Raw genomic sequence first — 24,164 nt, 5'->3', positions numbered from 1 at the left:
CGTGCCCTGCGGGTCATTCGCTGCGCGAATGTTCGCTTCGGCATTCATGCCTTCTCAGCCCCTCATTTCGGGATCGGCGCGCGCCGCGCGCAGATACGCTTCGAGCCCGCGCTCGGGCATCTCGACGAAGATTTCGCCGGTCGCGTCGAACGTGGCGATTCGGTCGGGACGGAAACTGCGGAAATCGCGGCGCAATCGGCACCACGCGCCGAGCGTCCACGCACCGCCCCAGAACGCCAGGCATAGCGGCTCGATCTCGCGCGCGCTCGCGCGACCGGCGCCATCGGCATAGTCGAGGCGCAGCACGCGACGCTCGACCACCGCTTCGTGCAGCCGATCGATCACGCTCGCGCGCTGCATGCGCTCGCGCCAGGTCGGCGCGAAGATGCGCGAGCGTTCGCTGCGCTGCTTCAGTTCCGCCGGCAGCACCGCTTCGATCTTGAGCAGCGCCGCCTGCGCGCCGCGGGCCAGACGCGCACCGGCGAAGGCGCGCACGAAGCGCGTGCCGACGACCAGTGATTCGAGCTCGTCGGCGGTGAACATCAGCGGCGGAATGTCCGCGCCCTTGCGCAGCATGTAGCCGACCCCGGCCTCGCCCTCGATCGGCACACCCGAGGTCTGCAGATCGGCGACATCGCGATAGACCGTGCGCAGCGAAACGCCGAGCGTTTCCGCCAGCCGCCGCGCGGGCAGGGCCGTGCGCCGCCCGCGCAGGGCATGGATGATGAGAAACAGGCGGTCGGCACGGCGCATCGTTGCATGATACGCCGCATCGCCCGGCAGACCCGGTCAGACCGGCGACCAAAGCCCGACGCGATTGCCCTCGCAATCGCGAAACTGCGCGTAGTAGCCCATGCCGGCTGGCAACGCCGTGCGCGGGAGCAATGTGTCGCCGCCGTGCTTGTCTACCCGGTCGAGCACCGGGGCGAGATTGTCGACGCCAATGTAAACGATGCTGCCGTGTACGGTCGGCTGCACTTCGCCGGTGACCAGCGCACCGCTCGAATTGGGTTTGTCGCCACCACGCAGGATGGCGATGTCACTGCCGGCGAAGTTCTGGCGGACGAGCGGCTGCGCCAGCACGGTCTCGTAGAACTTCTGCGCGCGGTCGAGGTTTTCGGTAGGGATCTCGAACCAGGCGGGAACGTTGGGGTTCAACATGGCTTGCTCCGTAAAGGACGTGCGCAATTGCACGTCGCGCATCCTGCGCGCCTCTTGCTGCCAGCGTTTTGTCAGCAGCCTTGCCTCGTTGTCGGGCTAGAATGAACTTCCCAGCCACACGAAAAACGCCGATGGACCATCCCGACTTCATCGAAGTCTTCGCCGACGCGCTGCCCGCCGAACAATGCCGCGCGCTGATCGCCGCGTTCGAGGCCAGCGACAACATCGCGCGCGGCGCGATGGGCGGCGGCGTCGAAACCTCGATGAAGAACAGCTGGGATATCTGCATCTCGGACGACGCGCGCTGGAAGCAGGCCGAGGGCGCGCTCAACAACGCGATGCTGCGCGGCCTGCTCGCCTACCTGCGCAAGTATCCGTACACGATCCTCGGACCGGTCTGGCTGCGCATGAAGGACCCGCAGACCGGCACCTCGACCCTGCTCGATCCGGACGGCCTCGCCGTGCTCGACGACACACGCCTGACCGCGCTGGTGATGAAGGCGTTCCGCCCCGGCAAGATCAACGTGCAGAAATACATTGCCGACGAGGGCGGCTACCCGCGCTGGCATTGCGAGGTCTATCCGGAAAGAAAACCCGACACCTTGAGCCGCACGCTGCTGTGGACGCTGTACTTGAACGACGATTTCAGCGAAGGCGAAACCGAGTTCTATCATCAGCAGCGCAAGATCGCGCCGCAGACCGGCAGCCTCTTGATCGCGCCTGCCGGCTTCACCCACACCCACCGCGGCAACAAACCCAGGGGCGCGCACAAGTACATCGCGACCTCGTGGGTGCTGTTCCAGAGCGCGCAGGTGCTCTACGGCACAGCCGCGCCCGCAACTACCGGTTAGCCTGCTTCGCCGGATGGGTGCGCCGGGTGTCGCATTGAACCAGCGCCGCACGATGCCCCGCGAAGGAGACGGGAAGGCGCATTGCCTGCTTCGACGAAACCGGCGATGCAGGCATGGAGATGCCGTCTGCCGCAACCTTCGCCGCACGTCCACGAACGTTGACGGATCCGGTGGAAGTATTTCGACGTCTCGCGCAGAATCGGCGCCAAACCGGCCGTTGCCGGCATAGCTGGATTCGAACGATGCGATATTCCCGTGGCTCGCTGTGCGGGTTGACACTGGCGTGGATTTTTGCGGCAGCCGCGCAGGCTACACCGCGCTTTCCACCCGGGGCGGCGTGGAACCAGGACATCTCCACGCAGTCTCCCGACCCGAACTCGGCAAGGATGATCGCCGCCAGCGTCGGCTGGGGCACGGGGACGACGCAGTTCCAGATCGATTTTTCGATGCATACGCTCTACACCGCCGGGCAGTCGGTGACGCAGACGCCGCTGGTGCAGGAACCAGGCTACTACCTGCCCGACTGCGATACCGGGTTGAGCGTGCCGCTGCCCGCGAACGGCGCGATCGAAGGTTCGAGCAACTACCGCTGCGACATCGCCAACAACGACTGCCACCTGTTCGTCGTCGACGGCAATACGCTGTACGAGTCCTATCAGACGACGGTGGATTCCGGCGGCCTGCATTCGCTGTGCCTGGTGAAGTGGCGGCTCGACCTCGTCTATCCGCAGAACGGCCGCGGCGATGGTTGCACCAGCGCGGATGCGGCGGGTTTTCCGATGGCTCCGCTGATCTTCGGCCCCGACGAGGTCTACGCGGCGATGCAGGGCAGCGGCGACCTCGGCCACGCGATCCGATTCGTCATGCCGAACAATCGCATGCGCCGCGGCGCCTACGTGTACCCGGCGAGCCACAATGGCGCACCGAGTTCGTCGTCGCCCGACGCGATCCCGTACGGCGCACACCTGCGTCTGCAGGCGGGGTTCGACATCTCCGCCTACAACCCGGCTGCGCAGGTCATCCTGCGCACGCTGAAGAAATACGGAATGTTCCTTGCCGACGGCGGCTCGGTTCCGCTGACCGCCGACGATGGCATGTTCAGCGCGCACCAGTGGACGGACGCCAACATCAATATCGACTCGCACTCGTTGTTCGGCGTAGCGCTGGGCAATTTCGACGTGATGCCGCTGGGTACGGTGATCGCGTACGACAACAGCAGCCCGGCGGCGCAATGCGTGCGCAACAACGCCGGTACGTTGCCGCCGCCGGCATTTCCGGCGCGCATTCTCGACACGCGTGCGGGATACTCCACGATCGACGGTCTGTTCGCCGGCGGCGGCGCGCTCGGTTCCGGATCGACACGCGACCTTTCCGTCGCCGGCCGCGGCGGCGTGCCGGCCAGTGGCGCGACCGCGGTCATGCTCAACCTGACCGCGACGAACACGACCGCCGCGGGCTTCGTCACCGTCTGGCCGAGCGGGACCGCCTGGCCGGGTGCATCCAATCTCAACTTCGGCGCCGGGCAGACGGTGCCCAACCTCGCGCTCGCCAAGCTCGGCAACGGCGGCAGCGTGTCGTTGTTCAACTACGCCGGCAGTACCGATCTGATTGCCGACGTCGCGTGGTACTTCAACGCGTCATCACAGGTGACCGCGCTCGTTCCGGCGCGCCTCCTCGATACGCGGCCCGGGTTCACGACCATCGATGGACAGTCCGCCGGCCACGGCGCATTGAACGGCGCGCAGACGCTCGATCTTGCGGTCACGGGGCGCGGCAATGTTCCCGCCAGCGGCGTCGGCAGCGTCGTCCTGAACGTCACCGCGACCGGTCCCAGCGCGAACGGCTTCATCACGGTCTGGCCAAGCGGTCAATCACAGCCGCTCGCTTCCAACCTCAACTTTGCGCCGGCGCAGACCGTAGCGAATCTCGTGATCACCGGTGTCGGTACCAACGGCAAGGTGTCGTTGTTCAATTCCGCGGGCAGCACGCAGTTGATCGCCGATGTCACCGGCTGGTTGCCGAGCGGCGCGCAGTTGACTTCGATGACGCCGGCGCGGCTGCTCGATACGCGTCCGGGCACGAGCACGGTCGATGGCCGATTCTCCGGTGGCGGCGCGCTGGGCGCGCAAGCCACGCTCGATCTCGATGTCAGCGGCCGCGGCGGCGTGCCTGCGAGCGGCGCCGCGGCGGTCGTGCTGAATGTCACCGCAGTTGCGCCGAGCGGAACCGGCTTCGTCACCGTCTGGCCTTCGGGTTTTTCGCAGCCGAATGCTTCAAACCTGAACTTCATCCCGGGGCAGACACGGCCGAACCTCGTCATCTCCGCGATCGGCAGCGACGGCAAGGTCGCGCTGTTCAATTCGGCCGGCACGACGCACTTGGTCGTGGACGTGCTCGGCTGGCTGGCGCCGGGGTCGTAACCGGCTTGGGAAACGGCTCGGACTATTTGTCGTGGCCGCGCAGCAACCGGTGGTACGCCGGATTTTCGCTCTCGTCGCGATACGCGTAACCGAGCCGTGCGAGGAAATCGGCGAACGCGGCGCGATCGACCGGCGGCACCTGGATGCCGACAAGGATGCGCCCATAATCCGCACCATGGTTGCGGTAGTGGAACAGGCTGATGTTCCAGGCCGGATCGAGCGCGTCGAGAAAGCGCGCGAGCGCGCCGGGGCGTTCGGGGAAATCGAAACGGTAGAGCAGCTCGTCGGTGGCGAGGTCGCCGCGCCCGCCGATCATGTAGCGCAGGTGCAGCTTGGCGAGCTCGTCGTGGGTGAGGTCGAGCACGTCGAAGCCGCCGTCGGCGAACGCTTGGGCGATACGCGCGGGCTCGTCGCGGTCGCGTATCTGCACGCCGACGAACAGGCGCGCGGTTTTCGTGTCGCCGATGCGGTAGTTGAACTCGGTGATGCTGCGCGCGCCGAGCAGCGCGCAGAAGCGGCGGAAGCTGCCGCGCTCCTCGGGAATCGTGATCGCGAACAGCGCCTCGCGCGCCTCGCCGACTTCGGCGCGTTCGGCAACGAAGCGCAGACGGTCGAAGTTGAGGTTGGCGCCGCTGGCGATCGCAACCAGGGTTTCCTCGCGCAGGCCTTCGCGCTCGGCGTACTGCTTGGCCCCGGCGATGGCGAGGGCGCCCGCAGGTTCGAGCATGCTGCGCGTGTCGGCGAACACGTCCTTGATCGCGGCGCAGAGCGCGTCGGTGTCGACGCGCAGAATCTCGTCGACATGTTCGCGGCAGAGGCGGAACGTTTCCTCGCCGGCAAGCTTGACCGCAGTGCCGTCGGAAAACAGGCCGACTTCACGCAACTCCACGCGCGCGCCTTGTTCGAGCGAACGCGCCATCGCGTCGGAATCCTCGGTCTGCACGCCGATCACTTTGATTTCGGGACGCACCGCTTTCACGTACGCGGCGACGCCCGCGATCAGTCCGCCGCCGCCGATCGGCACGAAGATCGCATGGATCGGCCCTTGGTGCTGGCGCAGGATCTCCATGGCCACCGTTCCCTGGCCCGCAATCACGTCGGCGTCGTCGAATGGATGCACGAGGGTGAGACTGCGCTCGTTGCCGAGCTTCACCGCGGCGACATAGGCATCGCTGTACGATTCGCCGGCGAGCACGATCTCGACCGCATCACCACCGTGTGCGCGCACCGCGTCGATCTTGACCTGCGGCGTCGTCACCGGCATCACGATCACCGCGCGCGTGCCGAGTTTTTTCGCCGCGAGCGCGACGCCCTGCGCATGGTTGCCGGCGGAGGCGGCGAACACCCCGCGCGCACGCTGCTCCGCGCTCAGCTGCGCCATCTTGTTGTAGGCGCCGCGCAGCTTGAACGAGAACACCGGCTGGTTGTCCTCGCGCTTGAGATACACGCGGTTGTTCAGGCGCGCCGACAGGTTCGGCGCGAAATCGAGTTCGGTTTCGCGCGCCACGTCGTAGACGCGGGCGGTCAGGATACGGCGCAGGTAATCGTTGGCAAGAACGTTCATTCCACGAAGACTAACAGAGCGGCGCGGTCGACTCGATGTCGGCCGCGCCGGTCGCGCCGACGGCTCACTGACCTCGCAGCCAGCCCACCACGTCGATGACCACGTCGGTGGTTGCCGAGGCATAGATGTAGGAGTAAACATCGGCCGGCACGATCACGAGATTCGGCACGGTCTGTCCTGCCACGAAATTCACATTCTGGACAGGTGCCGCTGAGCCTCCATTGATGGTTAGATATCCCGCAGCTTGCGGATTCGCCGCAGTGACGTTGAGTATCACGGCGCCAACGCCCTGTTGTGGTACGCCGCCGCGCCCGAGGAAACTGACATACTTCGATTGACCGGCTGCGATGGCGCCTTGGCCTGCATATTGGCCGTCGATGGTGCTACTGCCCGGACGCGTATCGAGAAGACGCGCCGGAACCAGCGGGATCAGATCCGACGATGCCGGAAACCAACCGACCACGTCAGCCACGAGGTCGGTACTGCCGGCGGAATTGAACAGCGATATCTGCCCGGTTGCACTGAGCTTCGCGATCACCATGTTCGGTATGGTCTGGTTCGCGACGAAGTTGAGGTTGGAGGCGAGGGGACGCGCCTGATCGGTCGGCCACACCGTGATGAACGCGGGTGCCGTCGTGCCCGTTGCCGTAACGTTCAAGGCTGCCGCCGAAGCTCCAGCAGGAATCCCGGCGCGGCCCGTGACTTGCAGATTGAGTTGGTCCCCCCCCGATACCGCTCCGCTTCCGGCGGCTTTGCCATCGATGGTCCATGCCCCCGCACGCGTATCGAGCAGGCGTGAAGGCGCCAACGAGGTAAGCGTTGGTCCGGTCGTGAAATAGCCCACGACATCGACCACCATATCGGTCGGACCGGAGGAACTCACCAGGTTCGTCGTCGCATCGCAACCTGCCGGCACGATAACGAGATTGGCCACCGTCTGTTGGCCGATGAAATTGAGGTTCGACGCAAGCGGCCGGGTGACGCACGACGGCCACACGGTGATGTAGCCCGGAGCGCTGGTATTCGTCGCAAGTACGTTGAGCACGAGAGCCCCGACTCCGGTGGTTGGAATGCCGCTGCGCCCGAGTATTGGCAATGCGAATGGCGTATTCGCCGCGAGCGGGCCCTGGCCTGCGTAGGAACCATCCGCAGTCGATCCGCCGGCGCGCGTATCGAGCACGCGCTTCGGGCCGTACGGCATGGGTATGTAATCTAGCGCAGCGAGCGTCACGGTCACCACACAATCGCTCGTGAGCGGACTGGTGGTGACATCGCCCGAACTCACCGACACCGAACATCCTCGCCCGGATACCGAGTCAATTCGATATCCACTTTTCGGAAAAACATGGAAATAGCCTGTAGTTCCGGACAGGACGAGCTGGGTCGGCGAGCCAGATATCTGCGCGTTCGATCCGACTTGGATGAAAAGCGAGTAGTAGGTTTTGCACGTGACCTGCACGGAGGTGACACTGCTGCCGACGATCGTTCCCGAACCGGTGCTTGTCGTACAACTCTGCGGCGGAGACCCCGGCTGACTCGTAACGTCGACCTGATAGTCCGCACCATCGCCGAGCGGGATCGGGAAAACAAAAGCGCCATTGGCATTGACCGTAACTGTCTGAGCCTCCGGGGCCATCCTCAATACAAGCCCTGGCCCGGCCAATCCCGAGACCGTGCCGCCCACGGTGTAACTACCCGCGACCACGGCAAACGCGTTGCTGATCGCCGGGATCAGTGGCGGTGCGGTGTAGTACGTCGCCGCCTTGATGCGAACCTGACTCTCCACTGCGGAATAGGAGACATTCGAAACCGTGCAGCCGCTGGCCCCCACTAATATCGTGCAGCTCTTGGCGCCAGAGGCCAAGAAAAGCAGAGTTCCCGAACCTTGCGCGACACTCAATTGAACGGTTATGGAGGTGTTGGAGATCGCACTGGCGCCCGTACCGTCCTTGAGCGCCACGGTTACCGGAAATTTGGCACCCACCGCCGGACTGACGCCACCGTTGATATCCGTGATGACGAGCTGCGATGCAAGGCCGCAGTTCTGGTACCAGGGCGACTGCCCGGTGGCCAGGTCCCAGCTGGCGTTGCTCGTGTGGCTGAGTTGCACGTTCGGGCATACCGTCGCGACGGCGAGACTGCCCGGTGGCGTCGGCAATGCGCCCGACAGGTTGTTGTGGTCGATGTAGAAGGTCTGCAACGCCGAATTCGTGCCCAGATCGGAGACTGCGCCGCTGAGCTGGTTGTAACTGATGTCGAGTTTCCTCAGCTTGGCGAGACCCGACAGCGAGGGCATGGCGCCGCTCAGCTGGTTGTTGGAGACGATGAACTGCTCAAGCGCAGCAAGTTGGGTGATCGCCGGAATCGTACCGGTAAGCTGATTGTTGCTCGCGTCGAAATAAACCAGGTTCGTCGTGTCGCTCAACGAAGGCAGCGATCCGGTCAGCTGGTTGCCCCAGACGCGGAACTGCTGCAGTGTGGTCAGCCCGGTGAGCGCAGGCAACGTGCCGGACAGCTGATTGCCATAGGCATTGAAGACCTGCAGCTTGGTCAAGCCGGCAAGCGACGGAATCGAACCGGTCAAGGCGTTCTGCGATATATCAACGTAGACCAGATTCGTCAACGCCGCCAGCGCGGGGAGCGTCCCTTGCAATTGGTTGTTCGTGAGATTGAGCCCGACAACGGTGGTCTGCCCCGGATCGCAGGTGACTCCTGACCAGAAACACTCGGTGCCGGCCGCAGCCAGCCATCCCGCGCGATTGATCCATTGTGGCCCTTGGGTGGCGTTGTACAGATCGATCAAGGCGTTGCGTTCCGCCGGGGCCACCGCCGCTTGCGCCGGCATCGCGGCCATTGCCGCCACCAGCAAGAATGCGCCACGCAAGATGCCGCGGCAAACCGAAACCATGCCCCGGCGCATGCAGTCCGACATCGTGATGTAGTCCACTGATTTCCCCTGATGAAAGAGATCCAGCGCGTTGCGGGAGCGGCGGCCGGCATGGCTGCTGCTCGTCGGGAATCCGGCATCGTCCCGCGTTCCGAAGCACCAATTTCAACACATCCGGCGATATCCTGAAACCATCGAATGCACGGCAGTTCAGGCCGCGGATCAACGGAACAATTCACCTTGCGGCATGAACGCGCGCGACACGCCGATGCATCACAGATAGTCGTTGGCACCGCCGATGGCCTTCATTTGTCGCTTCGTCAAGGGCTCCCGAACCTCGTCGAGGATTGACGTCTCCGAGTGAGCGTAACACGATGCATCCGCGCGAATTGGCGTTTCCCGCGCGATCGAACCGCAGCCACACAGGAGAGAGCATGTCCTTCACCCGCCGCCGTTTTCTGTCCACCGGACTTGCGACCGCAGCCGGAGCCGCCGCGATCGCGAAGCCAGGCGTCGTTGCTGCGCAGGCTGCGTCGACAGCTACGTTTCCCGCGATCGCGCGTTTGCCCACGTTGTCTGCACAGGCGCGAGCGTTCACGAACGCCGAGCGGCAGACGCGCATCGAACGCGCCAGGCAGTTGATGGCGGAGAACCGGATCGACGCCATTCTCATCTCCGGTGGCACGTCGGGGCGGTATTTCGCCGATCTGCGCATGGGTGGCAGCGAACGGCTGTGGGCGCTGGTGGTTGCTGCCAAAGGCAAGCCGTTCGTGGTGACGCCGGCGTTCGAGGAGGCGCGCGCCCGCGAGGCGCTGGATGTCGGCCCGCTCGGCAAGGAGGCACAGGTGCTGACCTGGCAGGAGGACGAAAGCCCGTTCGCGCTCGTGGGCAAGGGGCTGCGCGACCGCGGGATTGCCACGGGCACGCTGGGCATCGATGAGAACACGAAGTTCGTTTTCGCCGATTCGATTCGCGCCGCGAATCCTCACTTGAATCTGGTCAGCGCCACGCCGGTCACCGCCGGCTGCCGCATGATCAAGGACACACACGAGCTGGAGTGCATGCGCCTGGCGTCCAAGGCCACGCTGCTGGTCTATCGGGCCGTGGCGCAGTCGGTACGCGTGGGCATGACGAACGCAGAGGTGGAAAACCTCGTGCAGTTGGCCTACGCAAAGGTCGGTTTTCCGGGCGAGGCCTCGCTCAACATCGACGAGTTCACCGCGTTGCCGCATGGATCGGCCCAGCCGCAGACGCTGCGCGAAGGCTCGATCCTGATGCTGGACGACGGTTGCACGGTGGAAGGTTATCAGTCCGACCTCACGCGCACTTTCGTGCTCGGCAAACCGACCGACAAGATGAAGAAGGTCTTCGATGTCGTGAAGACGGCGCAGACGGCGGCATTGAAGACGGCGCGGCCGGGGATCGTGGCGGGTGACGTGGACGCCGCGGCGCGCAAGGTCATCGTCGATGCGGGTTACGGGCCGGGGTTTCGATACTTCACCCATCGTCTCGGCCACGGCATCGGCATGGACGGGCACGAATGGCCGTACTTCGTGAAGAACAACATGTTCGGCTGGGATGTGGCGCCCAGGCTGAAGGCAGGCATGACATTCAGCGACGAACCCGGGGTGTACATCAAGGGCGAGTTCGGCATCCGTCTGGAAGACGATCTGGTGATCACGCCGGACGGCGCGGAGTTGCTGACCCCGCAGAGCCCGTCGATCGATGATCCGTTTGGCGGGATGGTCTACTAGCTTGCGCAGTTAGAACAATTCTCCCTGCGGTAACGGTTCGCGTGGCACGCGGAACAGGCTCGTGTCGAGCCGCACCGGTCGGCCGCGGTCGATGCCGTGCTTGCGACAAGCGAGCTGGAAGCGCTGGCGGATCAATTCGGCGAATTCGCCTTCGCCGCGCATGCGCGAGCCGAAGTTCGCATCGTTGTCGCGGCCGCCGCGCATCTGCCGGATCAGGCTCATCACGTGCTCGGCGCGCTCGGGCACATGCAGCGCCAGCCATTCGCGAAACAGGTGCTTGAGCTCATACGGCAGGCGCACGATCGTGTAGCCGGCGGCAGGCGCGCCGGCGTGGGCCGCGCCTTCGAGGATTTTTTCCAGGTATTTGTCGGTCACCATCGGAATGATCGGCGCGACCATGACGCCGCAAGGCACGCCGGCAGCGTTGAGTTTTTCCACGGCCTGCAAGCGCCGATGCGGCGCGCTCGCGCGCGGCTCGAGTGCCGCGGCAAGACGGTTGTCGAGCGAGGTGACCGAGACGAACACGTGCACGAGGTTCTGCGCCGCCAGCGGCACGAGCAGGTCGAGATCGCGTTCGACCAGCGCGTTCTTGGTGATGATCGTGAACGGGTGCCGATGCTCGGCCAGCACTTGAATGATGTCGCGCGTGATCCGGTAGCGGCGCTCGATCGGCTGGTAGGGATCGGTGTTCGCACCGAGATTGATCGGCGAACAGACGTAGCCCGGTTTGGCGAGCTCCTTGTGCAATAGCTCGGCGGCATTGGTCTTCGCGAACAGTTTGGTCTCGAAGTCGATGCCCGGCGAAAGGTTCAGGTACGAATGCGAAGGCCGCGCGTAGCAGTAGATGCATCCGTGCTCGCAACCGCGATAGGCATTGATCGACGCGGTGAAATGGAGGTCGGGCGATTCGTTGTGGCTGATGATCGTGCGCGCGCGCTCCTCGGTCACCGTCGTTTCCGGGCACGATTCGGGTTCGGCTTCCGGCTCCCAGCCGTCGTCTTCGCGCGTGCTCGTGCGCGATTCGAAGCGGCCTTCGGGGTTCGACGCTGCGCCGCGACCCTTGATGCGCGCGGGCACATCAAGGCGATCACTGTAGTCGGGCGTGCGTTCGCGGCGCATGCGGCGAGTATGCGCCGCGCACGTCTCAGCGCCTGCGAATCCTTGCCGTCTTCGCTCAGGATTCCGCGGATGCGCGCAAGCAGAATCGCCGCGCCAAGGTTTGTTCGGGTGCAAGCAGGGTCATGCCGCGCGCGACCGCGCCGCCGGGGAGATTCATTGCGTCCGGCGTGTGATCGACCGGTTCGAAGCAGAAGAAGTCGCGCTGCGCCGGCACGTAGACGATATAACGATCGACATCGGCATCGATGTCCATGCGCAATCCGCGCTGCGGCCAGCGAATCGTTGCCTGTCCGCTCCAGCCATCGAACGAATGGTCCAACCCGTCGGGCAGCACCGAATCGCGCGCGAAATTCCACCGCAAAGGTACGCAGGTCCGTTCGACCGGCAATGGCGTGCGCCCGTCGTTGCGCCAGACGCCGGTTGCCGGCGCGCGCAGGCGCGCGTCGCCATGGCGCGGAAAGAACGGATGCAGACCCAGGCCGAACGGCAGCGCGACCGTGCCGGTGTTGGTCGCGCTCAAGGTCACGGCAAGTGTCCTGTCGTCGAGCGCGTAGCGAAGCGAGGCACGATAGCAGTAGCCGTCGGTCGCGGTTTCCTCGAGCGTCAGCGACACCTGGTTCGTCGAAATGCTCTCGACTCGCCATGCGCGCTGCCAACCGCTGCCGTGAATCGGCCAACGTTCGTCGTTGCGATTGAGCGCAAGCTCGACCCGACGTGCGCCGACGGAAAAGCCGCCGCCGGACACGCGGCCCGACCAGGGGATCAGCGGATAGCAGGCGAGGCGGTTCGGGTCGGGAGCGCTCGATGCAGGCGCAGCCGACGCGCGATCGAACGCGCGCATCAGCGGCACCGCCGTGCCGTTCGCGATCCAGTCGAAACGCAGGAATCCTCCACCCCAGGCGGGTTCGATCTCCAGCCGCAGTGAAGGACTCGTCAGAATCATCGGCACGTTGCGTCCCGGATCACAGCGCGCTGATCCGATAGATCGCGGTTGCGTGCGGCGCGAGCTTGACCCTGATCGCGCCGTCGCCGTTCGCGTCGGCATGCGCCCACAAATCGCGAACGGTGTACTTTTTTATCGCGTCGAGGCCAAGTTCAGCCGGCGTGACCGAAGCTTCCTTCGCCGAGTTCGTCTCGTTGAACACGGCGACCGCCCGGCTGCCGTCCTTGAGCGGTTTGACGATCACATGCACGCCGCCGGTTGCGCGAATGCGCTTGCCCTGCACGCCGAGCGCGTCCTGGTCGACTGCGATCACCTCCTTGTTGAGCAGGATCTCGAGCGCTTCGGGCTTGACCGTGCGCAGGTCGGTGCCGATCAACAGCGGCGCGGCCATGATCGCCCACAGGCTGAAATGGCTGCGGTACTCGACGTCGGTCATGCCGCCGTTGCCGACTTCGAGCATGTCGGGATCGTTCCAGTGGCCCGGCTTCGCATAGGCATCGAGAACGACGTTCTGCTTGAACAGCTTGAGCATCGAGGCGTACTTGTCCTCGATGTCGCCGGTCGTGCGCCAGGAATTGCCGTCTACGGGTGGCTCGCCCGCCCACAGCCAGGCCTTGTTCTCGCCCCACTCGCACAAACTGTAGAAAATCGACCGGCCGGTGGCACGCAGCGCTTCGCCCATTGCCGAATAGCGCTGCTTCGCATCGATCTTCTCGTTGTTGCAATTGTCGTACTTCAGATAGTCCACGCCCCAGGACGCGTAGAGCATGGCGTCCTGCTTCTCGTGGCCGAGGCCACCCGGGAATCCGTGGTTCGCCTGCTTCGGCTCGCAGGTCCAGCTGCCCGCGCTCGAATACAGGCCGAACTTCAGCCCCTTGCCGTGGATGTAGTCGGCGAGCGCCTTGATCCCGCTCGGGAAGCGTTCCGGATTGGGCCGCAATTTGCCGTCCTCGTCGCGCTGCCAGTACGCCCAGCAATCGTCGATGTTTACGTAGGTGTAGCCCGCGTCCTTCAAGCCGAGTTCGATGAACTTGTCGGCGACGCCACGGATCATCGCCTCGTTGAACTCGGCGCGGCAATGGGTGGAATTCCAGTTGTTGAAGCCCATCTGCGGCGCCGGCGCGAGTTCGGCCGCAGTCTGCGCCGCACGCGCGTGGAAAGACACGGCAATTGCGCAGAGCGCCAGCGCCGACGAGTGCAGGATTTTCAGCAAGGCCTTCTTCATCGAGTTCTCCGCGAGGACAGGGTGCGGCGGAATTACCAGAACACCGTGTAGAGCACGACCAGGATCATCACCACGCCGACCGCGCCGAGGTTGAAGCCGGCCGAGGTACGGAAGCTCACGTCGTCGGTGCGAATGCGGTTCGTTGCCGGCACCGCGGGCGTCATCCGCGAAACGATGACGCCGAGCAGCAGCGACAGCACGAAGACGAGGCCGACGCGGTTCATGAACGGCATCGATGGCAAGCCGAAGCGGATCGCGATCGACAACACGACCGAGCCGATCGCCGCCGCGAGCGCGCCGGCCTCGTTCGCGCGCGGCCAGAACAGTCCAAGCAGGAAAATGACGGTGATGCCGGGCGTGAAGTAGCCGGTGAAATCCTGGATGTACTGGAAGGCCTGATCGAAACTGCCGAGCAGCGGTTTCGCGGCGAGGATGCCGATCGCGACCGCGGCGACCGCGGCGAAGCGGCCGACCGTGACCAGGTGCGTCTGCTCGTTGCGGCCGCTCAGGCGCGCATAGAAATCGAGGGTGAAGATCGTCGCGATCGAATTTATCTTCGAGGCCAGCGAAGCCATGATCGCGGCAATCAGCGCGGCAAACACGAGGCCGAGCACGCCGGTCGGCAGCAGACCCATCATCGTCGGATATGCCTGGTCGGGGCGCGCGAGCCCCGGTGCGAGCGCAACCGCGGCGATGCCCGGCACGACGACGATCAGCGGAATCAGCAGCTTGATGAACGCGGCAAGGAGCACGCCCTTTTGCGCTTCGCCGATGCTCTTCGCCGCGAGCCCGCGCTGGATGATGTACTGGTTGAAGCCCCAGTAGCTGATGTTCGCCACCCACATGCCGCCGATCAGCACGGCCAGGCCGGGCAGGTCCTTGTAGTAGGGGTTGTCGGGCTTCAGGATCATGTGGAAATGTTCGGGATGCGCATCGAGCAGCTTGTGGAAGCCGGCGAGGACACCGGCATCGCCGCCGATCTTGCCGAGCGTGATCGCGGCAATGAACAAACCGCCGAGCACGAGCAAGCCGACCTGGACGAAGTCGGTCAGCGCGACCGCCTTCAGGCCGCCGTAGAGTTGATAGGCGAGCGAGAAGGCGCCGAGCAGCGCCAGCGCGATGAATTGATCCATGCCGGTAACCTGGCTCACCGCGATCGAGCCGAGCCAGAGGATCGAGGTCAGGTTGACGAACACATAGAGGATCAGCCAGAACACCGCCATCACCGTGCGGATGCGCGTGCCGTAGCGTTCCTCGAGGAACTGCGGCATCGTGTTGATGCCGTTGCGCAGGAATACGGGCAGGAACCAGCGGCCGACGATCAACAATGTCGCCGCGGCCATCCATTCGTAGGACGCAATCGCCAGGCCCAGTGCATAGCCCGAGCCGGACATGCCGATGATCTGCTCGGCCGAGATGTTCGCCGCGATCAACGAGGTGCCGATCGCCCACCATGGCAGCGCCTTGCTGGCGAGGAAGTAGTCCTGCGCGTTCTTGCGGTGGTCGCCTTTCTCGCGCGACACCCATTGCGCCAGCGCGAAGATGCCGACGAGATACGCCAGCACGATGAGTGCGTCGAGCCAGGCCAGTTTCATGTGTCCCCTCCGAATCGTCCCAAGTTTTCCGCGACGGTATTTTCCACGCGTCCGTTTTTCACACCAACCCCGCGCGTCTGGCGAGCGCATGACAACCCCGCGCCGATGCCAGCTCCGAATGCGCGCGTACCGCATGGCCGCGCTGCGCGAGCGCGGCCTCATACGCGACGAGCAACGCCGGCGCGGCGACCAGATGCACGATGCCCGCGTCGGCCGGCAGATCGTTGAGTTCATGGCCGATCAGGAGGCCGGACAGGAACGGCCGCAATTGATCCGGACGCAGCACATCGAACAAACCGTGCGTGCGCGCGGCAAACAGGTGATGCAGCAGATCACCCTTGCGTGATGCATGCGCCACGCCGAGTGCAAACGCCTCGGCATCGTGCCCGCCGTCGCTCATCAGGCGACCGAGCAGGCTGTGCTCGCACAGCAGCGCGAACAACTCGCCGGTCATCGCTGTGGCGAACCCGTCGACGCGGCCTTCGACGAGCGTCGCGCGTTTGCTGTGCGTGCCGGGCAGGCAGACGCTGGCACGCGTCGTCTCGGTTTGTGCGAGCACGCCGCAGAGCTGCGTTTCCTCGCCACGCATGACATCGTAAACGCCAGCGCCGTCGCGCGTGCGCAAACCGGGCACGATCCACAGCTCGCGCCCGGCCAGCGCGGCGGCGGGAAGACGCCGCATCACCGCGGCGATCTCGTCGATGCCGGCGGGACAATCGACGTAAGGCATCTCGAACCAGCCCTGGCGACTGCCGATCATGCCGGCCATGACGACGAGCGCGTCGTCCCAACCGGCGATCGTTTCGCGCAGCACCTCGGCGAAGCGTCCGGCGGCGGTGAGAATGCCTTGTGCGGAACGGCGTTGTTCGAGCACGCGGCCTTCCGCGTCGAGACGAAACGCGCGCAGACTCGTCGTTCCCCAATCGATCGCGATCATAGGCCCGAGAATTTCTCTTCCGGCAAACCGACGACGCCGTCGATACGCGCGCCGAACACCGCGCCGGCGTGCGGCTCGCGTTCGAGCTGTTCATAGCTCAGGTCTTCGCGTGCCGTGGTGATGTAAAGCGTGTCGAGGTTCGCGCCGCCGAACGCGGGGCAGCTCGGCTGGCTCGCGGGCACGGCGACTTCGTGTTCGACGCGGCCAGCGCGCGAATAGCCGACGACGCGGCCGACGCCCCATTGCGCGTTCCACAGGCGGCCGTCGCGATCGATTGCCGACCCGTCGGCGCTGACGTGCGAATCGACGTGCGCAAACACGCGCGGCGTGCCGACGCGCGCGCGCTCGGCATCGTAGTCGCAGCGCTGGATGCAGCGCGCCAGCGTATCGCAGTAGTAGAGCGTCTTTCCGTCAGCATCGAAAGCGATGCTGTTCGGAATCGCGACACCGCCGAGATCGAGCGGACGCAGGCCGTGCTTCGTGGAAAATTGATGGAAGCGGCCGATCGGGCGCTTGGGAGCGCTTTCGTCGAGCGTGCCGAAAACGAAATTTCCGTTGCGATCGCAGCGACCGTCGTTGATGCGCAGGGACGGCGCTTCATCGACCGCGGCGAGGAGCTGCGCATCGAGGCGATCGCTCGCATCGAGCCGGCTCGCATCGGCGAAATGGATACCCTTGGCGAGGCCAAGCAGCAGCGCACCGGATTCGCACAACGCGAGCGAACCGAGCCGGTCCGGCAACGCCCAATGCCGCGCCGCGCCGCTGGCCGGATCGAAGCGCCACAGGCGCGACGCGTGGATGTCGGTGAAGTACAGCGCGCCGACACGCTCGTCCCAGACGATGCCCTCGCCCAGAGTGCAGCGGCTGTCGAGGGCGAGTCGCGCTTCATTTTTCACGGGCGTCGGCACGATGCGGGCCTCACCACTCCGCGACGCTGCCGTCGGCGTGGCGCCAGACCGGGTTGTGCCAATCGGGCGGATTCCTGCTGCGCTCGACGACGGCGGCTTCATCGATCTCGACGCCGAGCCCCGGGCGAGTGAACGGCTTGACCGAGCCTTGCTCCATCGCGAACGCGTCCTTGTTGACGACGTAGTCGAGCACTTCGCCGTCGGCGTTGTAGTGGATGCCGATGCTCTGTTCCTGCAGCATCGCGTTCCAGCTCGCGAAGTCGACATGCAGGCAGGCGGCGAGCGCGATCGGACCGAGCGGACAATGCGGCGCAAGCGCGACGTCGTAGGCTTCGGCCATCGCCGCGATCTTCATGCATTCGCTGATGCCGCCGGCGTGCGACAGATCCGGCTGCACGATGGCGACGCCGCCGCGCTCGAACACGTGCTTGAATTCGAAACGCGAGTACATGCGCTCACCCGCAGCGAGTGGAATCGCGGTCTGCGCGGCCAGGCGCGGATAGTGTTCGGCTTGCTCGGCGAGCACGGGCTCCTCGATGAACAGCGGGCGATACGGTTCGAGTTCGCGGATCAGCGTCTTCGCCATCGGCGCGCCGACGCGGCCGTGGAAGTCGAGGCCGAATTCGATCGTGTTGCCGAACGCGGCACGGATCTCGGCGACCTTGGCCACGGCCGCGTCGATCGCGCGGCTCGTGTCGATCAGCCCCAATTCCTCGCACGCGTTCATCTTGAACGTATCGAAGCCGTGTTCGATGCGCTGCCGGATCTGCGCGATCACATCGGCGGGCCGGTCGCCGCCGACCCAACAATAGGTCTTCATGCGGTCGCGCACGAGGCCACCGAGCAGCTGGTACACCGGTACACCGAGCGCTTTGCCCTTGATGTCCCATAGCGCCTGGTCGATGCCGGCGATCGCACTCATGAACACCGCGCCGCCGCGGTAGAACGCGCCGCGGTACATGGTCTGCCAATGATCGTTGATGCGCGCCGGATCCTGGCCGATCAACTGCTCGCCGATCTCGAGCACCGCAGCTTCGACGCTGCGCGCGCGGCCTTCGATCACCGGTTCGCCCCAGCCGGTGAGGCCCTCGTCGGTCTCGATCTTGAGGAACATCCAGCGCGGGGCGACACGGTAGGTGGTGAGTTTGGTGATTTTCATTTCTTTCCGTAGGACCGAATAAATGCCTCGGCACGGCTACGCGTCGCGGTGGAGAGTTGGCCCGGCTTGTACAGATCGCCGCCGAGCCCCGCGCCGGAACAGCCCGCGCCGAGGAAATCGCGAAGGTTTTCGGGAGTGACGCCGCCGACGGCGAACAGCGGCGTCGTCGACGGCAGCACGGCCTTGATCGCACGCACGTAGGCGCTGCCCATGTTCGCCGCCGGAAACAGCTTGAGGATCTGCGCACCCGCGCCAAGTGCCGCGAATGCTTCGCTCGGCGTGAGAAACCCCGCGGCGACGGTGAGGCCCGCGGCGACCGCGTGACGAATCAGCGGTGGATCGGTGTTCGGCGTCACCATGAGCTTCGCGCCGGTGGTGGCCAGCGCATCGACATCGGCAGCGTTGAGCACGGTGCCCGCGCCGATGATCGCGCGTCCGCGTGCATGCCCCTGAGCGCGCTCGACGCTGCGCAGCCAGTGCGGCGAATTGGTCGGAATCTCGATCAGGGTGATGCCGGCTGCGATCAACGCATCGACATGCGCTTCGACCTCGTCTGGCGTGACGCCGCGCAGGATCGCGATCAGCGGCAGATGCGCTTTCCAGTCCATCGTCGTCATTCGTGATAGAGCTGCGAGCGGCCACCGTCGATCAAAATATCGGTGGCGTTGATGAAGCGCGCTTCGTCGCTGGCGAGGAACAACGCCGTGTAGGCGACTTCCTCGGGCGTGCCGATGCGCTTGCACGGCAGCAGCTCGGTCTGGCGTTCGCGCGCGCCGGGCTCGCGCTCGAACCAGCGCTCGATGCGTTCGACCAGAATGAGCCCCGGCGAAATCGAGTTGCAGCGCACGCCCTGTGCGGCGTACTGGATTGCGAGCGCCTTGGTCATGCCGATCAGGCCGTGCTTGGCGACCGGATAAGGAAACGCGCCCGGGATGATCTTGTGCCCATGCACCGAGGCAATGTTGACGATCGAACCCGCGCCCTGCTCGAGCATGTGCGGCAGCACTGCGCGTGCGAAATTCCATGCGCCGCCGAGGTTCGTGTCCAGGTTGCGCTGCCAGTCTGCCTGGCTGAGCCGCAGCGGCTCGGCGAACACGTCGGCGCCGGCGTTGTTGACGAGTACGTCGACGCCACCGAACCGCGCATGCACGCCGGCGACGAAGTCAACGACTGCGCCCGTGTCGGCGACGTCGCCTTGCGCGCTGTATTCGCAGGCAGCATCCGATACCTGGCGGTCGTAGCAGGCGACGCGCGCACCGTGCGCGGCGAACAGTTTCGCGATCGCCGCGCCAATGCCGCCGGCCGCGCCGGTGACAATGACGCGCTTGCCCGAGAGCCGTGCATTCGCGCTCACGCGCGTGCGCCCCGGGCGCACCATGTCCACACCGGTCGATCCGCAGCGCACGCATGCGCGTCGGCCATGAACGGGTTTGTCACCAACCTGCCCTCCTCCTGCGCTTCCGCGCCGACGACGAAACGCGCCCGGCTGGCGACGATTGCCGTTCTTGTTGTCACCCGGAACGAATCCGCAGCCACAGCCGGTTTCGGCGCAGGTCCGGCTCGGTTGGCATTATTCGACTCGCCACCTATTCGCATCAAATGAAATTTTCGGTAATTTCCATTCCGTCCCGGAATAGGTGTGCCGCCATGACCAAGAAACTCCCGCCCTCCCGCTATCCCGGCGGCGCTTCCATCATGCCGCTGAAAACCCGGCACTTGCAGCTGTTCGCGCAGCTCTACGAACACCGTTCCGTGATGCACGCGGCCACGGCCGCGAACATGACCCAGCCAGCCGCGTCCAAGTTGCTCGCCGAAATGGAGAACCTGCTCGGCGTGCCGTTGTTCGAACGCCACGCGCGCGGCATCGAGCCCACCCTTTATGCAGACGCGCTGGCGCGGCGCGCGCGTTCCGCGCTTTCCGAACTCGAACGCGCGCGCGACGAGATCCGGATGCTGCGCCATGGCCGCCTGGGCCAGGCGGCGATCGGCACCGTGGTCAACCCGGGCACCAACCTGGTGCCGAAGGCGATCGCGGCAGTCAAGCAGGCAGCGCCCGACATCCTGATCCGGGTCGAGATGGATGCCAGCCGGCCGCTGGTCGCGAAACTGCTCGAGGGTCGCCTCGACATCGTCATCGGTCGCATCATGGACCCCGAACTCGGCGCCGACCTCGAATTCGAGGCGTTGGCGGACGAACCGCACGCGGTGATCGCGCGTGCGGGACATCCGCTGGTGGGATCGCGCATCCGCTACGAGGACCTCGCCGGCTTCGGCTGGATCATGCCGCCGGACTCGAGCATGTTGCGCGCGCGCCTGGGTGCGGTGTTTCTCGATCACGGCATGCCGTGGCCGCAAAACGTGATCGAAACGTCCGCACTGCCGGTAATCACTGCGCTGCTCGGCGACGCCGACTTCCTGACCACGCTGCCCGCACGCTCGGTCGCGCCGTACCTGACCTCGGGCCAACTCGTGGTGCTGCCGATAGATCTGGGCGTGCGCATGGATGATTTCGGCATTATCCGCGCGCGCCATCAGCGGCTCTCGCCCGCCGCCGAACGCGTGCTCGATGCACTCAGAAAGGTCGCGCGCGAGTTGTATCCCGAGCCCACCGAGTAGCGCGTGCCGGCGCAGGAACGAAACGAGGGTGGTCCGGGTTGAGCTGAGGCTTCAGCGCGGCAGTCGCAGCGAGGTGGAAGCAGGCAGAAGCAAAGTCCAGCCTATTCCGCATTCGTATAGCTCGAGCGGAAATCTTCATTTGTACGACAGGCGACGCATTTCTATTCTCGCGCCACACCAAGAACCCCCGCCGACGGCGTTGTCGACGGTCGGCAGGCTCCGCCGGGACAACGTCGCAACAACCGTCCGTCGTTCGTATCGGGAGGAGAATCATGTTGTTGCACCATTCCTGTCCGCGTCAGTGCGCAGCGTTCATCCGTACGCGCCTACCCGTGGACGCTGAAGTCGGCCGATGCGAAACGCGTGGGGGCTGCGGCTCCTCGTGGGAAGACGCGGCGTTCTTCGACTTCGATCGCGGTAGCGAACAGCTTGCGGCCATCGCCATCATGCACCACGCCTATACTCCCCGGCATGACTGAGCTCACGCGACGCGAACTGCTGCAGGCGATGTTCGCCGCGGGCGCGGGCACGGCACTGCCCGCATCGATCGCTACCGGCGCCACGACCGCCGCGGCGGCCGGCGCCGGCACCGCAACGTCCGCCGTGCCGACGCCGGCAACGCGCGAGCGGCTGTTGTTCGATTTCGGCTGGCGCTTCCATCTCGGACATGCCGAGGATCCGGCAAAAGACTTCAACTTCGGCACGTACCAGCGCACCTACGCCAAGGCCGGCAAGGACACCGCCGACGCTGCGATGCCGGGCTTCGACGACACCGGCTGGGAGGCGATCGACCTGCCCCACGACTGGGCCGTCACCCTGCCGTTCGTGCCCAATCCGCGTGCACCCAAGACGGGCGACGATCCCGCTGCGGCGCACGGTTACCGGCCGCTGGGCCGTGAATTTCCCGAGACGAGCATCGGCTGGTATCGGCGCATGCTGGAGATTCCCGCGGGTGACCTCGGCAAGCGCGTCGTGCTCGAGTTCGACGGCGTGTTCCGCGACTGCATCGTGTTCTGCAACGGCCACGTCGCCGGACGCAACGCGAGCGGCTACATCGGCTTCGAGGTCGATCTGACCGACCTGCTCGACTACGGCGGCAGCAACGTCATCGCGGTGCGCGTCGACGCAAGCCTCGGCGAGGGCTGGTTCTACGAAGGCGCCGGCATCTATCGCCACCTGTGGCTGCGCAAGAACTCCCCACTGCACTTGCCTCAGACCGGCACGAGCGTGCGCTGCGAACCGCGCGGCAGCGGCGCGGACTGCCGCGTCGACAGCGCGGTGCGCAACGACGGCAGCGATGCACTTGCCTGCACGGTCGCGTGGACCGTGTACGCGCCGGACGGCAAGGTCGCCGCCAGGCTCGCGCCCATCGGTGTCGACGTGCCCGCCGGCGAATCGCGTTGCGTCGAGCAACACGTCAACCTAGCCGCGCCCGCGCTGTGGTCACCCGATACACCGCATTTGTATCGCCTCGTCGCCGAAGTGCGCAGCGCCAACGCGCTGCACGATGTCATCGAGACCAGTTTCGGCATCCGTTCGATCGCGTTCGACGCGGAGCGCGGTTTCCTGCTCAACGGCGCAGCGCTGAAGCTGCTCGGCACCTGCAACCATCAGGACCACGCCGGCGTCGGCACGGCAATTCCGGACCGCCTGCACGAATGGCGCATCGAACGGCTGAAGTCGATGGGCAGCAACGCCTTGCGCAGCTCGCACAATCCGGCGACGCCCGCACTGCTTGACCTGTGCGACCGCCTCGGCATGCTCGTCATCGCGGAAACTCGACGCATGTCCTCCGGCGCCGAAGCGATGGACGAGCTCGAACGCATGATCCGGCGCGATCGCAACCATCCTTGCATCGTGGCGTGGTCACTTGGCAACGAAGAGCCGGAGATGGTCAGCGAACGCGGCGCACGCATCGTCGCCAGCATGCAGCGTCGGGTGCGCAGACTCGATCCGACCCGCCCCACAACGTTCGCGATGGACAATGGCTGGGAGCACGGCGTCGGCCAGGTCGTCGACGTCGTCGGCTTCAACTACCGCACCAACCAGATGGGTGATTTCCACGCACGCTTCCCGCGCATTCCGGTCTATGGCAGTGAAACCGCGAGCACCGTTGCGGTGCGCGGCAATTACCGGACCGACGACGCCAAGGAGTATGCGCGCGCCTACGACCTCGACTACCCATCGTGGGGATCGAACGCCGAATCATGGTGGTCGTACGTCGCCGAGCGCGCCTACATCGCCGGCGGTTTCGTCTGGACCGGTTTCGACTACCGCGGCGAACCGACGCCGTACAACCACTGGCCGAATGTCGCCTCCCAGTTCGGCATCTTCGATTCCTGCGGATTTCCGAAAGACAACTACTGGTACTACCGCGCGCAGTGGACGCACGAACCAGTGCTGCACCTGTTCCCGCACTGGAACTGGGACAGCGTGCTGCCTGAGGCGGCCAACGGCATGGTCGAGGTGTGGTGTCACAGCAATCTCGAGGAAGTCGAGCTGCTGGTCAACGGCAAAAGCCAGGGGCGCCTGCAGGTGCCGCGCCACGGCCACGTCGAATGGCGCGTGAAGTACGCCTCCGGCAACATCGAGGCGCGCGGCTATCGCGGCGGCAAGCAGGTCGCGCGCGAACGCCGCGAGACGAGCGGTGCAGCCGCGCGCATCGTTCTGCGCACCGAGCGCACGGCCCTGCTCGCCGATGCCGAGGATACGTGCGTCGTCGCGGTGGAAATCGTCGACGCGCAAGGCCGCAGCGTGCCCACGGCCGGCAACGTCGTCGACTTCAAGGTGAGCGGCGCGGGCCGCCTGCTCGGCGTCGGCAACGGCGACCCCGCGAGCCACGAGCCGGACAGGGCCGCTTCGCGGCGCGCGTTCAACGGCCTGTGCATGGCCATTGTCGCGACCGGGCGCAGCACCGGCACGCTGCGCATCGAGGCCACGTCCGCCGGCCTGCGCAATGCGGTACTCGATATTCCCGTGCAGGCGGCGACCGGGCGAGCCCACGTCACCTAGTCGCCGGCGCTGC

The 24,164-nt window shown here is 65.4% G+C and carries 18 protein-coding genes; 5 read left to right on the top strand and 13 right to left on the bottom strand.

The window, feature by feature from the left end; translation table 11 throughout:
* Positions 1-54 precede the first annotated feature (54 nt).
* The gene (locus AC16HO_RS10860; protein WP_395643331.1) at positions 55-753 is read right to left on the bottom strand and encodes a helix-turn-helix transcriptional regulator; all 699 of its coding nucleotides are present in this window, start codon (positions 751-753) and stop codon (positions 55-57) included.
* 36 nt (positions 754-789) lie between these two features.
* The gene (locus AC16HO_RS10855) at positions 790-1,161 is read right to left on the bottom strand and encodes a VOC family protein (protein ID WP_395643332.1); all 372 of its coding nucleotides are present in this window, start codon (positions 1,159-1,161) and stop codon (positions 790-792) included.
* A 131-nt stretch (positions 1,162-1,292) separates the two neighbouring features.
* Here AC16HO_RS10855 and AC16HO_RS10850 point away from each other — a divergent pair, with 131 nt between their 5' ends.
* Together AC16HO_RS10850 and AC16HO_RS10845 are read left to right on the top strand one after the other, a co-directional pair.
* Positions 1,293-2,012 (top strand): 2OG-Fe(II) oxygenase, encoded by a 720-nt coding sequence (locus AC16HO_RS10850; protein ID WP_395643333.1) that lies wholly within the window; start codon positions 1,293-1,295, stop codon positions 2,010-2,012.
* Between the two features lie 242 nt (positions 2,013-2,254).
* A complete protein-coding gene (locus AC16HO_RS10845; RefSeq protein WP_395643334.1) occupies positions 2,255-4,432 on the top strand; it encodes a hypothetical protein in 2,178 nt (725 codons plus the stop codon).
* Positions 4,433-4,454: 22 nt separating this feature from the next.
* Here AC16HO_RS10845 and ilvA read toward each other — a convergent pair whose 3' ends face one another.
* Together ilvA and AC16HO_RS10835 are read right to left on the bottom strand one after the other, a co-directional pair.
* The gene (ilvA, locus tag AC16HO_RS10840) at positions 4,455-5,996 is read right to left on the bottom strand and encodes a threonine ammonia-lyase, biosynthetic (protein ID WP_395643335.1); all 1,542 of its coding nucleotides are present in this window, start codon (positions 5,994-5,996) and stop codon (positions 4,455-4,457) included.
* 64 nt (positions 5,997-6,060) lie between these two features.
* On the bottom strand, positions 6,061-8,943 hold the full coding sequence (locus tag AC16HO_RS10835; protein WP_395643336.1) for a leucine-rich repeat domain-containing protein: 2,883 nt from the start codon (positions 8,941-8,943) through the stop codon (positions 6,061-6,063).
* Between the two features lie 374 nt (positions 8,944-9,317).
* On the opposite strand from AC16HO_RS10835, the gene AC16HO_RS10830 reads away from it, so the two are divergent.
* On the top strand, positions 9,318-10,637 hold the full coding sequence (locus tag AC16HO_RS10830) for a M24 family metallopeptidase (RefSeq protein WP_395643337.1): 1,320 nt from the start codon (positions 9,318-9,320) through the stop codon (positions 10,635-10,637).
* A gap of 9 nt (positions 10,638-10,646) precedes the next feature.
* Here the strand turns inward: AC16HO_RS10830 and AC16HO_RS10825 are convergent, their stop codons facing one another.
* Genes AC16HO_RS10825 through AC16HO_RS10785 form a run of 9 tightly spaced genes read right to left on the bottom strand, consistent with a single transcriptional unit; the run spans position 10,647 to position 19,877 of the window.
* A complete protein-coding gene (locus tag AC16HO_RS10825; protein WP_395643338.1) occupies positions 10,647-11,756 on the bottom strand; it encodes a PA0069 family radical SAM protein in 1,110 nt (369 codons plus the stop codon).
* 55 nt (positions 11,757-11,811) lie between these two features.
* On the bottom strand, positions 11,812-12,699 hold the full coding sequence (locus AC16HO_RS10820; protein ID WP_395643430.1) for an aldose 1-epimerase: 888 nt from the start codon (positions 12,697-12,699) through the stop codon (positions 11,812-11,814).
* Between the two features lie 19 nt (positions 12,700-12,718).
* Positions 12,719-13,924 carry a glycoside hydrolase family 27 protein gene (locus AC16HO_RS10815; protein ID WP_395643339.1) on the bottom strand — a complete coding sequence of 402 codons (1,206 nt, stop codon included), beginning with the start codon at positions 13,922-13,924 and terminating at the stop codon, positions 12,719-12,721.
* A 32-nt stretch (positions 13,925-13,956) separates the two neighbouring features.
* On the bottom strand, positions 13,957-15,519 hold the full coding sequence (locus tag AC16HO_RS10810; protein ID WP_395643340.1) for a sodium/sugar symporter: 1,563 nt from the start codon (positions 15,517-15,519) through the stop codon (positions 13,957-13,959).
* 58 nt (positions 15,520-15,577) lie between these two features.
* Positions 15,578-16,456, bottom strand: a complete 879-nt coding sequence (locus AC16HO_RS10805; protein ID WP_395643341.1) for a 2-dehydro-3-deoxygalactonokinase — start codon at positions 16,454-16,456, stop codon at positions 15,578-15,580.
* Positions 16,453-17,352, bottom strand: coding sequence for an SMP-30/gluconolactonase/LRE family protein (locus AC16HO_RS10800; protein ID WP_484335430.1), 900 nt, complete (start codon positions 17,350-17,352; stop codon positions 16,453-16,455). The genes AC16HO_RS10805 and AC16HO_RS10800 overlap by 4 nt, the downstream gene beginning before the upstream one ends.
* Positions 17,353-17,374: 22 nt before the next feature.
* Positions 17,375-18,523: a galactonate dehydratase gene (gene dgoD, locus AC16HO_RS10795; protein WP_395643343.1), complete on the bottom strand. Its 1,149-nt coding sequence runs from the start codon at positions 18,521-18,523 to the stop codon at positions 17,375-17,377.
* Positions 18,520-19,140 (bottom strand): 2-dehydro-3-deoxy-6-phosphogalactonate aldolase, encoded by a 621-nt coding sequence (locus AC16HO_RS10790; protein ID WP_395643344.1) that lies wholly within the window; start codon positions 19,138-19,140, stop codon positions 18,520-18,522. The genes dgoD and AC16HO_RS10790 overlap by 4 nt, the downstream gene beginning before the upstream one ends.
* A complete protein-coding gene (locus AC16HO_RS10785; protein WP_395643345.1) occupies positions 19,137-19,877 on the bottom strand; it encodes an SDR family oxidoreductase in 741 nt (246 codons plus the stop codon). The genes AC16HO_RS10790 and AC16HO_RS10785 overlap by 4 nt, the downstream gene beginning before the upstream one ends.
* A 293-nt stretch (positions 19,878-20,170) precedes the next feature.
* Between AC16HO_RS10785 and AC16HO_RS10780 the strand changes: the two genes are divergently transcribed.
* Together AC16HO_RS10780 and galA are read left to right on the top strand one after the other, a co-directional pair.
* Positions 20,171-21,139, top strand: coding sequence for a LysR substrate-binding domain-containing protein (locus AC16HO_RS10780; protein ID WP_395643431.1), 969 nt, complete (start codon positions 20,171-20,173; stop codon positions 21,137-21,139).
* 471 nt (positions 21,140-21,610) lie between these two features.
* On the top strand, positions 21,611-24,151 hold the full coding sequence (gene galA / locus AC16HO_RS10775; RefSeq protein ID WP_395643346.1) for a beta-galactosidase GalA: 2,541 nt from the start codon (positions 21,611-21,613) through the stop codon (positions 24,149-24,151).
* The last annotated feature ends 13 nt before the right edge of the window (positions 24,152-24,164 follow it).

The sequence above is a fragment of the Rudaea sp. genome (assembly GCF_057139185.1).
This window is presented reverse-complemented; position numbering and strand designations above follow the sequence as displayed.

Excerpts from the sequence above, each read along its gene's own strand:
- AC16HO_RS10805 (WP_395643341.1), bottom strand. The coding sequence starts at position 16,456 with ATGATCGCGATCGATTGGGGAACGACGAGTCTGCGCGCGTTTCGTCTC.
- AC16HO_RS10815 (WP_395643339.1), bottom strand. The coding sequence starts at position 13,924 with ATGAAGAAGGCCTTGCTGAAAATCCTGCACTCGTCGGCGCTGGCGCTC.
- ilvA (WP_395643335.1), bottom strand. The coding sequence starts at position 5,996 with ATGAACGTTCTTGCCAACGATTACCTGCGCCGTATCCTGACCGCCCGC.
- AC16HO_RS10850 (WP_395643333.1), top strand. The coding sequence starts at position 1,293 with ATGGACCATCCCGACTTCATCGAAGTCTTCGCCGACGCGCTGCCCGCC.
- AC16HO_RS10790 (WP_395643344.1), bottom strand. The coding sequence starts at position 19,140 with ATGACGACGATGGACTGGAAAGCGCATCTGCCGCTGATCGCGATCCTG.
- galA (WP_395643346.1), top strand. The coding sequence starts at position 21,611 with ATGACTGAGCTCACGCGACGCGAACTGCTGCAGGCGATGTTCGCCGCG.
- AC16HO_RS10825 (WP_395643338.1), bottom strand. The coding sequence starts at position 11,756 with ATGCGCCGCGAACGCACGCCCGACTACAGTGATCGCCTTGATGTGCCC.
- AC16HO_RS10845 (WP_395643334.1), top strand. The coding sequence starts at position 2,255 with ATGCGATATTCCCGTGGCTCGCTGTGCGGGTTGACACTGGCGTGGATT.
- AC16HO_RS10860 (WP_395643331.1), bottom strand. The coding sequence starts at position 753 with ATGCGCCGTGCCGACCGCCTGTTTCTCATCATCCATGCCCTGCGCGGG.
- AC16HO_RS10855 (WP_395643332.1), bottom strand. The coding sequence starts at position 1,161 with ATGTTGAACCCCAACGTTCCCGCCTGGTTCGAGATCCCTACCGAAAAC.
- dgoD (WP_395643343.1), bottom strand. The coding sequence starts at position 18,523 with ATGAAAATCACCAAACTCACCACCTACCGTGTCGCCCCGCGCTGGATG.
- AC16HO_RS10820 (WP_395643430.1), bottom strand. The coding sequence starts at position 12,699 with ATGATTCTGACGAGTCCTTCACTGCGGCTGGAGATCGAACCCGCCTGG.
- AC16HO_RS10810 (WP_395643340.1), bottom strand. The coding sequence starts at position 15,519 with ATGAAACTGGCCTGGCTCGACGCACTCATCGTGCTGGCGTATCTCGTC.
- AC16HO_RS10830 (WP_395643337.1), top strand. The coding sequence starts at position 9,318 with ATGTCCTTCACCCGCCGCCGTTTTCTGTCCACCGGACTTGCGACCGCA.
- AC16HO_RS10780 (WP_395643431.1), top strand. The coding sequence starts at position 20,171 with ATGACCAAGAAACTCCCGCCCTCCCGCTATCCCGGCGGCGCTTCCATC.